This is a genomic window from Corynebacterium sp. LK31, assembly GCF_014335015.1.
GTDB classification, from domain to species: Bacteria; Actinomycetota; Actinomycetes; order Mycobacteriales; family Mycobacteriaceae; genus Corynebacterium; species Corynebacterium jeikeium_D.
The window spans coordinates 171,879-187,390 of record NZ_PDGW01000006.1; the positions used below are offsets into that span (position 1 = coordinate 171,879).

Sequence of the window (15,512 nt, forward strand, 5' to 3'; positions counted from 1 at the left end):
CGAATCGAGAGTGCTACATTGAAGTTACAGAGGGCGACTGATTTCCTGCATGCCACACCTACTGTGCCAATCCCGTGGCGTGCTTTTAATCATTCCGCCTACTGTGTGCCGATGTAGTTCAATGGTAGAACTCCTGCTTCCCAAGCAGGCGGCGCGGGTTCGATTCCCGTCATCGGCTCCACTTAGACGTCGAAAATGATAAGTAGGCGTTTGCGTTAGCGAGTATGCCCCAAGGGGGTCAAGAAAATCGCTTGCGTTAGCGAGTGTATAGCGCGTTAACTCTGACCTGTAGAAACACTTTCCTCTCTTTCGGCTGAGTGAGCGTTTGCGTTAGCAGGCGTTGATTTGGTCGAGGTGGATAGCGTGGTCGGCGACCTCGGTAACGAGTTCAGCATCGTGGGTGATGACGATGACGACGGCACCAGTGTCAGCGAGTTTACGCATTACTCGGGAAATCGCGACAAGGTGTTTGTAGCCAACACCGGACGTGGGCTCGTCGAAGATGTAAACTTTCTTGTTCGCAGCAAGCGCTGTAGCAATAACCAGACGTTGACGTTGCCCGCCAGAGAGTGCTTGCGGATGATCAGCCTCGTGGTCGGCAAGGTCGAGTTCTTCAAGGATCGCGTGGGCATCGATGTGTTGCTTTTCGGCTTTGGTCGTGCCGAGCGTGACTTCGTCGATGACGGTATCTGAGAACAACTGTCGGGTAGGGTCTTGCATCACAAGGTAGGCGTCGCGGCTGGTGAATTTTTGTCCGCCGAGTGTGATGGATGCATGTTTGGCTTTTTCTAGTCCGCAAACAATGCGTGCCAGTGTTGATTTGCCTGACCCGCACGGGCCGAGGAGTGCCGTGATTTTCCCTGCCGGAAACAACACGTGGTTAATATTGAGGACTGTGTTTCCGTGGCGGTAGGCAAAGGCGAGGTTGTCGATTGTGAGCCCTTCACCTTCTGGTTCGGGCAGGCTCGGCATGGATACGGGCACTAGGGATCGCAGCCCAAGCTGTTTGCGCTCCTCATCCGAGGTAGCGTAGAACTCTTCGCCGGTTGCGGTGAGGACAATCTTGCCTTTGTCGAAGCAGTAGACACGGTCGACGATCCCGGAAAGGAAACTTAGCCGGTGTTCAGCAATGATGATGGTGTGTCCATCGGCTTTGAGCCTGGCGATGAGTGTGGCGAGTTGGTCGATAACGTCAGCGGACAAGTTCGCGGTTGGCTCGTCAAAGACGATCAGCGACGTGTTGTTGCACATGGCGACGGAGCAGGCCACGCGTTGCATCTGTCCGCCTGATAGTTGTGTGACGCGGGATTCCAGCAGGTCGGCGATACCTAACTCGGCTGCGACCTCGTCAATGCGGGCACAGATCTCCTGCGGGTCGCGGCCGAGATTTTCTGGGCCGAAGGCGAGTTCTTGGCGCACGTGGGTGGTGTAGAACTGGGTGCGCGGGTTTTGAAACACTGTCGAACAGTGGTGGGCAAGGCGTGGCAGGTCTGTTTGTGCCACGTCAATGTCGTCGACTGTGACGTTTCCGGTAAGGTCGCCGTCGTGGAAGTGCGGGATGAGCCCGTTAAATAGCCGTAGTGCGGTGGTTTTTCCTGACCCGGATGCGCCACACAGCAAGGTGACGGTTCCGGGTGTGATGGTGATGGTTGCGTCGTTGATTGAGGGGTGGTCTGCTCCTCGATAGGTGAAGGTGACCCTAGTTGCTTGGGCTATTGTCATAGGACGATTCTCCATATCGCGAAGCCGATAACGATGAGCAGAATGACTGCGTCGACCACTCGGAATTTCACGACTGTGACTGAGGTGGGCTTTGCGGTTCCGCCCAGTCCGCGCACGAGGGCGGCCGATGCCAGTTCGTCCCCGCTGCGTACCACGGTCGATAGCAGAGGGATTGTGAAGTATTGCGCCGCACGCAGTGAGAGCACGGACATGCCGCGTAGTTTCATGGCATCTGAGATCGCTTTAACTTCGTGGCCGATCACGGGCAGCACACGTAACGCGACTGAGATCGGGATCGTGAAACAGGTCGGGATTCGTGAGCTGGCGAGTGCTTTTTGCAAGGTGGCGGGTCGGATTACGCCGATCGCGTAGGCTCCCATTCCTGCGCTGACGCTGAATCGCCACATCCACTGCAGAAACAGCACGAGGAACGCGCTGGCTGTTGATTTCCAGACCAGGGGTATCACGAAGACGAGTGTGCCGAGAGCCGCAAACGTGGCCAGGTAGACGGCCACCCAGCTCGGGCGCACGAGCGTGTTGGGGTTGATCGTAGCGCTCGTCAGCATCACGGCGGCGAATCCGCCCAGAGTACACACGAACCACGGCGAGTAGGCACTGTAGATCGTGGTGGAGACGATGACGAGCGCTGCGATAATGGTGCGCGGGTCGGGAAGTTTAGACAAGACCGGCCCGTTCAAAGTGTTTGCGCGCGACCCTGGTTCCCAACAGACCAGCAAGCCAGCCCACGATGAGCATCACGCCGAAGAAGCCCAGCAGAATCGGAATCGTGACGACCTGTGCCATCTTGGCGGCATACTCGGCACCCATTTGTTCGGCGATCTGCGACATATATGCGTCTTGGTTCATAAATAGCGGAATCCACGGGGAAACATAGATCGGCAGAATAAACAGTGCATATGCCAGCGGGACACGAACTTTCACGCTCTTCGGCCCCTTGGTGATCACCAAGTCAGCGAGCAGGCCGAACACAGCGGCGATCGCAATTCCTCCCACCCAGTGGCCGGTCACGAAGAAGAGGATTTCGATGATAATCAGCATGATTGTCAACGCCCCCATCTTCGGAGTGCGGGCAGTAAACAGCGCAAAGACGATGCCGTTAACGAGGATAGAAAGCAAGAAGCCGGCATACATGGCAGCCGGAATGAACCCGAGCATTCCGAATGCAAACACGATGACGAACATCAAGGCAGTGAAGACGCCGATATTGATGAAGTCGCGCGCGTTGAGGCGCGAGGATGTGGGTGTGGACATAGTTTTTCCTTTTATGTGCTGATATGCGCTGTGTTTAGACGAGTTGCCATCCGCCTGCGTTGATGCGCTCTTGCCAGAAATCGCGGTATTGACCCGGCTGGTTGACCAGCTCGTCGTGGCACCCGCGCTGGGCGATACGCCCACCGTGGGAGAGCACAATAATTTGGTCAGCTTGTCGAATGGTTTCAAGTTTGTGGGCGATCACGATCAGCGTGGAGTGCTTGCGTAGCTCATTCATCGCCGCAACAATATTGGCTTCATTTTCCGCGTCCAATGCGCTGGTGGCCTCATCGAAAAGCACGATCGGGGCCTTCTTCACCAAGGCGCGAGCGATAGAGACGCGTTGCCGTTCCCCACCTGACAGTGCACGCCCGCCAGAACCCGCCAATGAATTCCAGCCATCTGGGAGGCGGTTGACGATTTCCGTCACGCCCGACAGGTCAGCGGCCCACCTGATTTCTTCATCGGTGGCTTCTGGGTTGCCAAGGCGAATGTTGGCTTCGAGAGTGTCGTTGAATAAGTAGACGTCTTGGAAGACAAGAGACACCTGGCGCATCAAATCTTCGGTGGTCTGCTCGCGCACGTCCACTCCGCCAACGCGCACGCTGCCGGACTGCACATCCCAGAAACGTGCAACCAACCGGGCGATCGTCGTCTTCCCGCACCCAGATGGACCAACCAGGGCACACATGCCACCTTGCGGGACATGGAAGGAAATATCACGGAGAACCGGGGTGTCCGGATCGTAGCCGAAGGTGACGTCCTCGAAACGAACATCACCAGGGGCGTTTATCGGTGTAGAGGCATCGGGTTCGGACAGTTCGGGGGCATCCATGACCTTGTCGACGTGGTTCATCTGCTGGCGGCGTTCTTCCAGCCCGGTCATGCAGCCACCGATGTCTTGGAGCATGGTGGTGAACCGCAGGCACATGCCGATTGTGACCACGGCGTTCAGCGCATTCATTTGCCCGCCGAGGGCGAGTTGGGCGGTCAGCCAGATCATCACCACAATGAGCGCTTGAACGAACATCCCATTAATCAGGTTCGCTAGTGTTTCGATCCACAATGCTTTGCGACCCTTGCGGTCAGCCTGTTTGAATGCCCGATCAAGGGCCGGGTAGTCGTCGGCGACATGGCAGGAGCGCAGCGCGCCTTGGCAGGTGGCGAATTCGACCATGCGAGCCGCCAGCTCCGATTCGGCTGGTTCGGAAACCTTCTTGCCCTTATCGAGAAGCACACGGGAAATATGGAGGAAGGCAAGCATGATCGGGAACGCGATCGTCAAGGTCAGTCCCAGCCGCCAATCCCAGAACCAGGTTCCCACAGTGATCACCAGCACGGCCGAGAGTTTTTGGACGAGAGAGAAAATGAAATGTGCCGCCGACTCGCCCAAGTTCATCATTTCCTGGGTGACCATGCGCGACAGCCGTCCAGAGCTACCCGAATCGAACACTCCCAACGGTAGGCGGGCTACTTTGTTACCTACTGCCTGGTGGACGTCGTGAATGAATCCAAGCGCGCCGATATAGCCGGTGCGCATGCCATAAAACTCCGTGCCCACGCCCAGCACCGCGAACACCGCCAAGGCGATGAGCCAGCCCCAAAACGACAGCCCCCACACCGGCATTCCGGTCGCCAAGGCGCTTGCTGCAGGGAGTAGCGCGAGCAGGGCAAAGCCGTGACACAGTCCTGAGACCGCACCCCACGCTTGACCAACCGAAAGGTCTCGCCACGAGGCGGGTTCCATCAAACGCTTAAAGCGTGGCAGCAATAGTTGATTCATCGTGTCATCTCCTCGCATGCACCTTGGGCAAGAAGTGCCTGATAGTGCGCATTACCCAACAACTCGTCGTGTTTACCGACCACAGCAATGCCCCCGCGTTCCATGACGACAATCTGATCCGCGCCCCTGATCGAGGCCAGTCGGTGGGCGATCACAATCACGGTTCTGCCTTTGGCAAGAGTCGAGAGAGCTTGTTGGATTTTCGATTCCGATTCCGGGTCCGCCATCGCCGTCGCCTCGTCCAGCACCAACACTGGGGCATCAACCATGAGCGCCCGGGCGATCGCGATACGGGCTGCCTGCCCGCCCGAAACGTGGGTGTCCTCCCCCAACACAGTGTCGTAACCATCTGGCAGGCTCATGATGAACTCGTCGATCTGCGCTGCTCTCGCCGCCTGCCGCACCTGATCCAAGGTTGCGTCTCGCGCGCCCAGGGCAATGTTGTTGTGGATGGTGTCGCGAATAAGCTGTGCATCTTGCAGGACGAATGCGACCGTCGAATACAACACATCCTGGGAAATGCTCTTTAGATCAACCCCGCCGATGGTGATCGTGCCAGCGTCCGGGTCATCAAAGCGGGCCATCAAACTCGCCAACGTCGACTTCCCCGCACCCGACGGGCCAACCAGCGCGGTCACCGTGCCTGCCGGAATGCTCAGGCTCACCTCGTCTAATGCCTGGGTGTCGTCATAGGCATACGACACACCCCGAATCTCGATATCATGACCGTGTGGTGTCTGTGGCGCATCGGGCTGACTCAACGCCGGTAGCTCCATGACATTCACCAGCCGTACTGCCGCTGAACCTGCGAGCTGATAAGACCAGGCGATGGTTGCGACTGCCATCAACGCTCCCGGCAGCACCAAGGCAATCAACGTCGTCGCTATCACCTCGTAGATGCTCACCCAACCGGCGTTCATCATCAACGCGCCACCGCCAAGGTTCACGATCAACAACACCGGGATCGACACCCACGAAAATGAGGCGACCGACATCGACACCAGCGGCATACACCACGCCCGGTAGAACTTAGAAAACTCGTTAGCTGCATCTAAATAGGCTTTATGTGCTTGGCCAACCTTGCCGAACGCTTTCACCACTGAGATACCGGCAACGAACTCGGCCATCGTTGCCGAAACCTGAGCAAGCTTGGTGTCCATTTCCGCGGTCTTCTCATTCATCCCACGCATCGACATGCCATACATGCCCACATAAACCGGAATCGTCGCAATCGACAGCAGAGCGAGCCGCCAATCCACCACGAACGCATAGGCCAACAAGGCGAGCGGGGAGACGATTGCGTTCAGTTTCTCGATCGGCCCGTGTGCGATCACTGTGTGCACCGTGGCCGTATCATCCTGAATGGTCTTGCGGATCTTCCCTTCGCCCTCGCGGGTAAACCACGACAGCGGAGCAGTCGACATTCGGGCGGCAATTTGCCGACGCATCTGATTACGCAACGACAGGTCAATAAAATGCGTCACGCCCAACGCAACAAAATACAAAGTCAACCGCGCCATGTAAGCAGAAACAAGGAGCATCACGATCCAGTTCACCCGCGCCGGGTCCACCCGGTCTTGCATCAGCGCAGCTCCCAGCTCCACCAAAGCCACATAGGGTGCGATAGCCAACACCCCAGAGGCGAACGTTAAGGCCTGCGCGATAAACAGTTTGCCTTTCACCGGCTGCGATAGCTGACGGATCGCGTTCTGGCCAGCGACTGATTTTTCCTTCGCCGACCCATACTCGCCTTCAACAACCCGATCCGTTGCACTTTCGTTCACGTAAGCACCATCCTTCTTAGGCATGCCTAACCTTACTATATTTCTGGGAGGTGTGTCTACTGTGCACGTCAACTGATACGAACATCACCCTTTCAGGGCAATCCTCACCTGTTCACCGGTGCGGAACACGAACCGGATCGCGTCCTCGGTGACAATGGCGTGGTCGATAAGTGCGCTCCATTGTGCGGGGTGAAACTCGCTCACAGGTTCCCCTGTCAGATCATTCAGGGTTGTGGTGATGGCGGCGTGCTTGGCGGTGTTCGCTGCGATATCTTTTTCCAGGCTTGTTCTACGTGCGAGCGTCTTACGGTAGGTAGTATCGAGTTCGGCGTACGCGGATTGGCAGGCGTCCTGGTCGAGCGCACACCGCTGGTTTTCCGCAATCAGCGCTTCGATCTGCTCGTCTTTCACCGTCGCGCTGCTGCAGGGATGTTCGTCTGTGTATTTATGGTTGCATTGCCAAACTGCGTCTTTGCATTTCGTGTTCGACGCCCACGTTTTACGCCCATACCACGCCCCACACCGAGCACATTCCAGCCGGGTGGAGAACAACCCGACTTTCGCTGACTATATGTTGCCATGCCTGGTGGCGAGTTCGTATTGCATCTGATCCCAGATACGCGGTTCGGTAATCGGCTCATGATTACCTGATACATAGTATTGGGGTACTTCGCCTTCGTTGACCTTCATCTTCTTAGTAAGGAAATCGGTGGTGAACGTCTTTTGCAGCAGGGCGTCGTCCTTGTATTTTTCGTTGGACAGGATGGAGCACACTGTCGAGGTTGACCACACTTCTTTCCCGCGCGGGGTGAGAATCTTGCGGGCAGCGAGCTCGGTTTTAATCTCACTGATCGCTATCCCATCAAGGAACAGCTGGTAGATCAACCGCACGGTCGGAGCCTGCGTCTCGTCGATGACGAGGCTTCCACCCTCGCCTTTCTTATATCCGAGTAGCACCAATTACCCATAATCCCCACGCCGACTCCCGTTTCGAAGGAGTCGGCGCGGGGGCTTTTGCGTGGGTATGGAGCTGATTCAGGGGCGCAACCTAAGCCGACGGCGACGACGACGGCGACGGCGACGGCGACGGTGCAGTGTATCTCAGCCACCGCAACACTGCTTTAACACGACGGTTGCTATCCTCCGGCTGGAAGCCGAGCTTTAAAAACACATTCGCCACATGCTTACTCACTGCACCAGCGGTCAGCACCAGGCGCTTTTCCATTTCCTTATTACTAAGCCCCTGCGCCATCAGGTCGAGCACTTCGCGCTCGCGCGGGGTCAGCGCGGCGATGCCGTCCTGCTTTGCAGTAAGCAGCGTTGCGACCACTTCAGGGTCAACCACGGTACCACCACCACGCACTTCTTCCAGTGCTGCGACGAAGTGGTCGACATCCGAGACGCGTTCCTTAAGCAGGTACCCAAAGCCACCATGCTGCAGCAGGCGATCCAGATAACTGGCCGCTACGTATTGACTGAGCACCACAACCGGCTGGTCAGGGTTGTCCTGGCGAAGTGTGGAGACCGCGAGCAGTCCGTCGTCACGCATGTTCGGCGGCATCCGGACATCGGTGACGATGACATCGAACGCTTGCCCTTCGGCGGTGGCGAGCAGCTGATCCGCATCGCCGACGGCGACGACCTCGTGCCCCAGCGCCCGCAGCAGGCCGGTTAGCCCCTCGCGCAGGAGTACGGAGTCCTCTGCCAGCAGTATTTTCATCGTGTCCTTCCTTGGCGAACGGGCAGTTCCAACCGCAATTCGGCACCACCGTCGGCGTTGGTGAGCGACACGGTGCCACCGAGCGCTGCCGCCCGTTCCCGCAGGCCTGCAATGCCGGTTCCATCGTCATGCTTTACGAGGTCTACAGCGTCCGCCCCCGATGGTGCTTCCAGGCCTACGCCATTGTCGCGCACGGTGACCGTAAGCGTACCGAGATGGGACACGAGCGCCTTCTTTGGAGCCTGAACCGCAAGAGTGATCTCGGCGCTGTCGGCGTGACCATGTTTGGTGGCATTGGTCAACGCTTCCGCTGCACAGTGGTACGCCAGCAACGCTGTGGTCTCATCGAGCGGGCCGAAGTCGGAGACACCATCTTCATGGACGGCTACCTGCATTCCGGAGTGCGCGGCCAGTTCCTCCACTGCTGCCACCAGACCGTTTTCAAACAGTACCGGCGGAGCAATGCCAAGCACCACCGAGCGCAGCTGTGCAAGCGCCTGCGTTGCATTGTTATCGGCGGCGGTGAGCGCCTCGGCTACCTCTTCTTCAGTCTTACCCATGCGAGCAGCGGCAATGTTGAGTTTCAAGGCGGTCAGGTGTTGCTGAGGGCCGTCGTGAAGCTCGCGTTCGATGCGGCGGCGCTCGCCTGAGAAGGAGTCAATGAGCACGTCGCGGGATTGGGTAACTTCTTCGCTGGATGGTGCGAGGATGACGCGGGAGAGCCAAATGGACAGCAGGCCGGCACCGAAGTTGATGGCGATGGTCAGCGCCAAAAAGAGGATGGCGAAAACCCAGGCAACAGCAATTTTCTGTGTTGGGTCCGTCAGAGTCCAGCTGAAAAACTGCACTTCATCAACCAGGAAAGGTGCAGCGAAGAGCACACCGACAGTGAAGCCGCCGCCGACCCACGCTGTGAAGGTGACAAAGCCAATGGCCAACTGGACGAGCAAGTTGACGAAGTTGCGGATGTCGAACCAACGATTGGTCACGCGGTTGGCAATCGGGGTGCCGGACCACGATGCCACCCAGCGAGAGAGCCAGTCGGCACCTCGGCCGATGAGCGGAATCCACGGCAGAAGCACAACAGAGGCAATCAAACCCGGAATGAACAGCAGTCCGAGAATAAAACTCCAGGCCAGCGCGATTAAATTCTTTTTCTTTGTCATAGGTTCAAAGCTAAGTTGGCCCGGGTTCAAATGCAGTGGAGCTAACTCCCCTAAATTCAGTCGAGCTGAATACGCCCCGGCTTCTTTTCACCGATACCTCGGTCGGCCAGTTCGTCATCAATGTACGTTGGCCGACCGACAGCCAGCCCAAGCACTGCAAGCACGACCGTAGTACCAAGCAGTACGACCAGAATAGGTGTCCACGTTTCCGTCGTTCCAGCGGCCACACCCACCAGGAATGGCCCGACTGCGGAGAAAATGTAGCCGATTGGCTGCACGAAGCCGGACAGCCGCGCGGTCAGCTCATGGCTGCGCGTGCGGCCCGGAATCAGCGCGATAGCCATGGGGAAACAAAAACCACCCACGCCCAGCAGGAACGCAGCCCCAATCGCGTATCCAACACCAGTTTCCGCCGCTCCCCGCTGGTCGATCAGAATCATCAACGCGTACCCGAGGAAGAAAAGGCAGCCGAGACCAAAGGCGACGTAGGACATGGTGCGGAGCCGTGCAATCAGCGGTGGCATCAGCAGACCGCCGATGATGCCCAGCCCTTGAACAATCATGGATGCCGCGGTAGCTACGCTGACGCTGATGCCTGCGTCGATAAGCATTTTCGGCATCCAGCCCATCAGCACGTAAGCGTTCATCGACTGCACGCCGAAGAAAACTGCCAGCGCAATGGCTGTCGGAGACTTCCAGATTGGCGTGTTTGCCGAGGAGCTGACCGAGGCCTTCGGATAGTCGAATCCGATGCGCGCACGCAGCGGCAACCACACAACGAGCTGAACAAAGGCGGTGATCGCCCATACGGCAATCGCCCAGCGCCACATATCGACGCCACCTGTGGACGCTTCGGGTGAATCGCTAATCAAAAACGCCGTCGCCGGCCCCAGTCCGCCCCCGAGGGCGAGCATGCTCGAGTACAACATCATCAGCACGACGGCATGACGGCCGCCATGCACCTTGATCCACGCAGGTAGCAGTACATTTCCCAGCGCAATACCCGCAACCGACAACGCCGTAAACAGAAGGAATAGCCAGATGCTGCTCACCCACGGGCGCACCGCAAGGCCGACGAATAGCAACGTCGCAGACAGTGTGAGTGCACCGCTTAAGCCCATTCGCTTGCCGACGGAAACCGCGGACAACCCAATCGCGAAAAATGCGAGCCCCGGAATCGCCGTAATCAGACCACCAAAGGCGGAGGAAGCGCCAAGGTCGGATAGGAGCTGATCAAGCACCGGACCAATTGACGCGATACTCGGGCGCAAATTCAGCGCCGCGACGATTACGGCGATAACAAGAACGGGAACGCTGAGCGCGATGGCATTCTTCGAGGACCCAGCAGCCTTTGGCTGTGGTTGCCCTGGTTTTTCTTCTATCGCCATAACAATGGACGTTACCGCTTCCTGCTAATGACTCTCTAGCCGACCCGAGCCCGCTGGTTCGGGGAAGCTTAAAAAACTAGCGTGCTGAATGTTGCTGTTGTCCTATCCTGGACTACAACGACATCTCTTTTTCTTTATCTATTGACAGTCTTTCGGCTATCTCTGACGTAAGGATTGAACTCAAAAATGGTTGAACCGATTTCTGATTCCATGCTCATTGCCTACGACGGCTCCGACGAAGCCAAGCGGGCGCTGGCCTATGCCGGAAAACTGCTGCGCGTTAAGAAGGCCTACATTCTGACTGCCTGGGAACCCCTGCAGCGCGCTGCAGCGCGCACTGCTGGCGCCTCTGGCATGATGCAGCCCGACTGGGATGCCACGACTGAAGACGGCGATCCGGCTCACGACGAGGCCGTCCGTATTTGCCGTGAGGGTGTACAGATTGCCGCTGAGGCTGGCTTCGTCGCGGAGCCCTACTTGGTAGAGACTGAAACTACTATCTGGTCGGCCATCGTCGATGCAGCTCACGACCTCGATGCGGACGTGATTATCTCCGGCACTCGTGGTGTGACTGGTTTGCGTGGTCTGTTCACCGCCTCGACCTCTGACGCGTTGCTGAAGAATGCTGGCCGCCCGGTCCTCGTCGTTCCGGGGGAAAAGGAATAATTTCTAGAAAATTTTTAAAAACTTACTTAGCTGATAGAAAATGGGTTAATCTCTCAACTAAGAAAACTCAATGACCGCTGAAACCGCTCAAAATTCAAGGCGGGGAGAGAATCCCAGCTGTTCCACTGGTTTACAGAAGTCACAGAGTGTAGTTTTATAAACAGTATTGACTTAATGCACACGAGGAGTCCTCAACATGGCATACGAAACTGATTCCGAGCAGCGTCGTAGCGTTGGCCCTGCCCTGGCCTCGGCGCTCATTGGCGCCCTTCTCGGTGGTGCCGCTATCTTCGGCATCGGCCAGGCTCTGACCGAAGACCGAATTCCGGAAGCACAGGCTGTTTCCACCGATGACGCTCTGCTTGGCGGTGTCGAGTACGGTCAGCGTTAAGTCTTTAACGCTAACCCTCCTTTAACGCTATGCCCACCTTTGTTCGAGCGCGTAAGCGCGTGCTTGTACCTTGGTGGGTTTTGCTGTGCCTGCTGGCATTCATCCAGTCCCCCGGCAAGACTGTCGCTGACACAAAGCACGACCTGACAGAAGACCCCATCGGGTTTTTGTCCGCCTCGCTCAACATGTGGTCAGACACCATGCCGCTGGGACAGCTTCAAAACCAGGCATATGGCTATCTCTTTCCACAGGGCGCATTCTTCGCCCTGTTCAGTTTGCTGCCCGATGTATTAGCGCCCGGCTGGATCATCCAGGCGCTGTGGTGGAGTCTTACTCTCTGCTTGGCTTTTACCGGCGCATATCGCGTGGCTGAAGCTATAAGCGTCGGCACGCATACCTCTCGCGTACTGGCGGCGTTGTTGTACTCGTTGTCGCCGCGGGTGATTACGACGTTGGGCGCGATTTCGTCCGAGACCTGGCCCGTAGCGCTGGCACCGTGGATTCTGCTTCCGCTCCTGCGGGTCGCGGCCCGGCGCGAGGAACTGCCCTGGCGCGCGACTGCCCGCGCCGTATTGCTGTCCGGTCTAGCGGTACTGTGCACTGGCGCGGTCAATGCGGTCAGTACAGCGGCGGCTTGCATCCCCGCAGGTCTAATGCTGCTCTTCTTCGCTTTTACGGGGCCTCGTCGCGGGCGTGCGTGGGCGATGCTCGGCGGTTGGCTGGCTGCGTGTGCAGCGGTCAGCATGTGGTGGATTGTGCCTCTACTACTGCTGGGCAAGTACTCGCCACCGTTTACGGACTACATTGAGTCCTCCGGCGTGACCACTCGTTGGTTGAGTCTCGGCGAAACGCTCCGCGGCTCCACTTCGTGGACCCCGTTTGTCTCTTTCGAGCGAGTCGGCGGAAATGCTCTGGTCGCGGAGCCCATCCTCATTTACGCCACTCTGGCTGTGGCGGCGATTGGTCTGCTTGGCTTGGTCATGCGCTCACTGCCGCTGCGTCGGATGTGGCTGATGATGCTGCTGATCGGGCTTGTCATCGTGGCGGCCTGGACGGAGCCATTCGGGCTGGTGTGGGAATCGGCTCGAGAGGTGCTCGATTCCACGCTCGCAGCAGTACGCAACCTGCACAAATTCGACACAATTGTGCGCCTGCCACTTGTTATCGGCTTCGCTCATGCGACAGCCCAGCTGCCATGGCCGTGGCGAGAGCCGGCGAACGAGCACAAGAACGAGACGGCGAGCGATTCAGCAGCCACTGGCTGGCAGCAGTGGCTGCACCCTGAGAAGCACCCGCGCGCTATCGCATCGATGCTGGTTCTGGTGGTTATCGCCAGTGCCACCGCACCTGCGTGGAGCGCCCGTCTCGCTCCGGCAGGCGGTTTTTCCGAGGTTCCGGGCTACTGGCACGAAGCGGCCGACTGGCTGAATGAGCAGGGCGAGGACACCCGCACGCTGGTGATGCCGTCATCTCCGTTTGCTGATCAGACATGGGGCAATACTCGCGACGAACCGCTCCAGCCGCTTGCCGACGTGCCCTGGGCCGTCCGCGATACCGTGCCGCTAGTACCCCCAGAGGCGATTCGCGGCCTCGATGGTCTGCGCAATTCGCTGACTCGGGGCCGCGAGGTACCGGCACTGGATGCCACCCTGCGCAACAATGGCATCGGCTATGTGCTGGTCCGCCACGACTTGAGAGTTACCTCGAGGGGCGATTCGCCGCGCGCCATCACCTCCACGCTGCAGGACTCCCCGACCATGGAAAAGGTGGCGGAGTTCACGGACGAGGACGGCCATACCGCTATCCAGATTTGGGGCGCGGGCCCGAAGGAGCTGCGCAATCACGCCCTTTCGCCGCGGTTGGTGGACACTACACAGGTGCCGCTGGTCGCCGGTGGTCCTGAAGTGCTCCCGCGGCTTGATGAGGTCGATTCCGATGCCCCGGTGCGCATCCTGTCCGGTAAGAACGCCGGCACTGTCACCGACACTCCCGCACGCCGCGGCCGCAACTATGGTGAAGTCGTCGGAGCGGAGTCGGCAATCCTGGCCGAAGACGAGGACTCATATGTCCGCAACCTCGTTCCGGACTACCCCGTCGCGGGACTGCCACTGACGCAGACAGCAACGGGTCGCGCCACAATTGAGGTTTCATCGTCGGCCTCTGAGCCATACAACGTCGGTGGCGCATCGGCTGACCACTCGGTCAACGCAATGCTCGACGGCGACACCTCTACCTGGTGGGAACCCCTGGCGGGCAAGAGTCAGGCTGAGTGGGTCAAGCTGTCGTGGAAGGAACCGACTGATAACGCAGTGCTCAACCTGACCGGTGCTCGCGTTCCGGCGCAACTGCGCATCCAGACCGATACGGCTTCCAGCTCCGTACAGTTGGTCCCGGGTGAGACGACCCGCATTCCGCTGCCCGGCGGCAAGACCACATCTGTGCTCATCACAGCAAAGATTGCTCCTGTGGGGTTTGCTATCTCCGAGCTAGGACTGGTGATTCCAAAGCGGGACACTGGCTTCGACGCATTCGAATCCAGCAACCCCGATTCCGATGAAGAAGCGGAACTTTCCGCCGAGGATATAGCGGAGGACCTCACGCCGGTTCGTGTCCCGGTGGTACCGAATTCCTCGTCGCTGGCTCAGCGTTGGGTCTTTGGCCAGGAGATTCACGAGGGCACGCTGGTGCGCCTGTTCACCGTTCCGAAGCCGGTAAAGGTGAAGGTCGATGCTGATACCTGCCGCAGCAGCATCGGAGACCCGTGGGCCAGCCTCCAGCGCGGTGACGATTCTGATCACCGCGAGCTGACCTGTGGTGAAGAGATTGAGCTCTCGCCGGGGCCATGGCGCATCGATGCCAAGTCCGATTGGGTATCGCTCACCTCGACTGACTACTTCGCACCGTCAGCTGAGCAGCAGAAAGCCACGCCAATCGACCTGAACAATCCTATTGACGCTGCCGACCACGATCGCATCGTGTGGCTGCCAATCTCTGTCAATGCTGGCCACGAGCTTCGTGTCGGAGGTGCCCCCATGAAGCCGGTAACGGTCTCTGGTTGGCAGCAGGGTTGGACAATTCCGGCTGGAATTGGTGGTGCAGTCGAGCTGACCTATCCACCGCAGCAGACCTGGCGTACTGGAATCCTCGCAGGCGGCGCACTCGCAGCTGTGTACGCACTGGTCGCTGTGGGGCTGGCTTTCGCTTGGCGACGATTCGCTCTCACCACCCCGATTCCCGCATCTTCGCTGGGCAATGACTTGCCGCGGGCGGCTATTGGCATTGCGGCTGCCGCGACAGTGACCCTGGTATCCAGCTGGCCTGGCGTGGTCGTTGCCCTCGTGGTGGTTGCCGCTACCCTTGGTGCGGTTTTCTGGGCACGGAAGCGTGGGGACGTCGTCAAACCATGGCTGAACGTGCGAAATGCACTAATTGTGGCGCTTGCTGCGATGATGTCGATTGCGGGCTTGGTGCTGGCGGCGAACCCATGGCCAAAGGATGACTACGCCGGTGCCGGCTGGCCGCTTCAGTTACTGCTGACGGCGGCGCTGACGATCGTGGCGTGCTGCTCGATGCTTTCCGGTGGCGGTGCTGATGACGACACCGACAACACCGCTGATTAA

13 protein-coding genes and 1 tRNA gene are annotated in these 15,512 nt (G+C 58.5%); 4 read left to right on the top strand and 10 right to left on the bottom strand.

Annotation, left to right across the window (positions count from 1 at the left end):
• Nucleotides 1-107: 107 nt before the first annotated feature.
• Nucleotides 108-181: transfer RNA gene (locus CRD18_RS01170), tRNA-Gly, on the top strand.
• A 149-nt stretch (nt 182-330) separates the two neighbouring features.
• On the opposite strand, the gene CRD18_RS01175 is transcribed toward CRD18_RS01170, so the two are convergent.
• From CRD18_RS01175 to CRD18_RS01215, 10 genes are all read right to left on the bottom strand, one after another.
• Complete coding sequence (locus tag CRD18_RS01175; protein ID WP_070602388.1) at nt 331-1,722, bottom strand: ABC transporter ATP-binding protein; 1,392 nt, start codon at nt 1,720-1,722, stop codon at nt 331-333.
• Entirely contained in the window at nt 1,719-2,405 is a 687-nt protein-coding gene (locus CRD18_RS01180; RefSeq protein ID WP_070437217.1) for an energy-coupling factor transporter transmembrane protein EcfT, read from the bottom strand. The genes CRD18_RS01175 and CRD18_RS01180 overlap by 4 nt, the downstream gene beginning before the upstream one ends.
• Nucleotides 2,398-2,994, bottom strand: coding sequence for an MptD family putative ECF transporter S component (locus CRD18_RS01185; RefSeq protein WP_070437219.1), 597 nt, complete (start codon nt 2,992-2,994; stop codon nt 2,398-2,400). Before CRD18_RS01185 ends, CRD18_RS01180 begins: the two co-directional genes overlap by 8 nt.
• 34 nt (nt 2,995-3,028) lie before the next feature.
• Nucleotides 3,029-4,777, bottom strand: coding sequence for an ABC transporter ATP-binding protein (locus tag CRD18_RS01190; RefSeq protein ID WP_070437222.1), 1,749 nt, complete (start codon nt 4,775-4,777; stop codon nt 3,029-3,031).
• Nucleotides 4,774-6,561: an ABC transporter ATP-binding protein gene (locus CRD18_RS01195; protein ID WP_070437316.1), complete on the bottom strand. Its 1,788-nt coding sequence runs from the start codon at nt 6,559-6,561 to the stop codon at nt 4,774-4,776. Before CRD18_RS01195 ends, CRD18_RS01190 begins: the two co-directional genes overlap by 4 nt.
• 84 nt (nt 6,562-6,645) lie before the next feature.
• Nucleotides 6,646-7,113: a zinc ribbon domain-containing protein gene (locus CRD18_RS11070; RefSeq protein ID WP_224433374.1), complete on the bottom strand. Its 468-nt coding sequence runs from the start codon at nt 7,111-7,113 to the stop codon at nt 6,646-6,648.
• Between the two features lie 15 nt (nt 7,114-7,128).
• Nucleotides 7,129-7,518 carry a recombinase family protein gene (locus CRD18_RS11080; protein WP_070429408.1) on the bottom strand — a complete coding sequence of 130 codons (390 nt, stop codon included), beginning with the start codon at nt 7,516-7,518 and terminating at the stop codon, nt 7,129-7,131.
• 91 nt (nt 7,519-7,609) lie between these two features.
• Nucleotides 7,610-8,281, bottom strand: a complete 672-nt coding sequence (locus tag CRD18_RS01205; protein WP_187406443.1) for a response regulator transcription factor — start codon at nt 8,279-8,281, stop codon at nt 7,610-7,612.
• Nucleotides 8,278-9,447, bottom strand: a complete 1,170-nt coding sequence (locus tag CRD18_RS01210) for a sensor histidine kinase (RefSeq protein WP_070437227.1) — start codon at nt 9,445-9,447, stop codon at nt 8,278-8,280. The genes CRD18_RS01205 and CRD18_RS01210 overlap by 4 nt, the downstream gene beginning before the upstream one ends.
• Before the next feature lie 56 nt (nt 9,448-9,503).
• The gene (locus CRD18_RS01215; RefSeq protein ID WP_083280580.1) at nt 9,504-10,835 is read right to left on the bottom strand and encodes an MFS transporter; all 1,332 of its coding nucleotides are present in this window, start codon (nt 10,833-10,835) and stop codon (nt 9,504-9,506) included.
• Nucleotides 10,836-11,021: 186 nt separating this feature from the next.
• Between CRD18_RS01215 and CRD18_RS01220 the strand changes: the two genes are divergently transcribed.
• The 3 genes from CRD18_RS01220 (at nt 11,022) to CRD18_RS01230 (ending at nt 15,512) form a co-directional block, all read left to right on the top strand.
• Nucleotides 11,022-11,501, top strand: a complete 480-nt coding sequence (locus CRD18_RS01220) for a universal stress protein (protein ID WP_147719434.1) — start codon at nt 11,022-11,024, stop codon at nt 11,499-11,501.
• A gap of 196 nt (nt 11,502-11,697) precedes the next feature.
• The gene (locus CRD18_RS01225; RefSeq protein ID WP_005510537.1) at nt 11,698-11,892 is read left to right on the top strand and encodes a DUF2613 domain-containing protein; all 195 of its coding nucleotides are present in this window, start codon (nt 11,698-11,700) and stop codon (nt 11,890-11,892) included.
• 29 nt (nt 11,893-11,921) lie between these two features.
• On the top strand, nt 11,922-15,512 hold the full coding sequence (locus CRD18_RS01230) for a DUF3367 domain-containing protein (protein WP_187406444.1): 3,591 nt from the start codon (nt 11,922-11,924) through the stop codon (nt 15,510-15,512).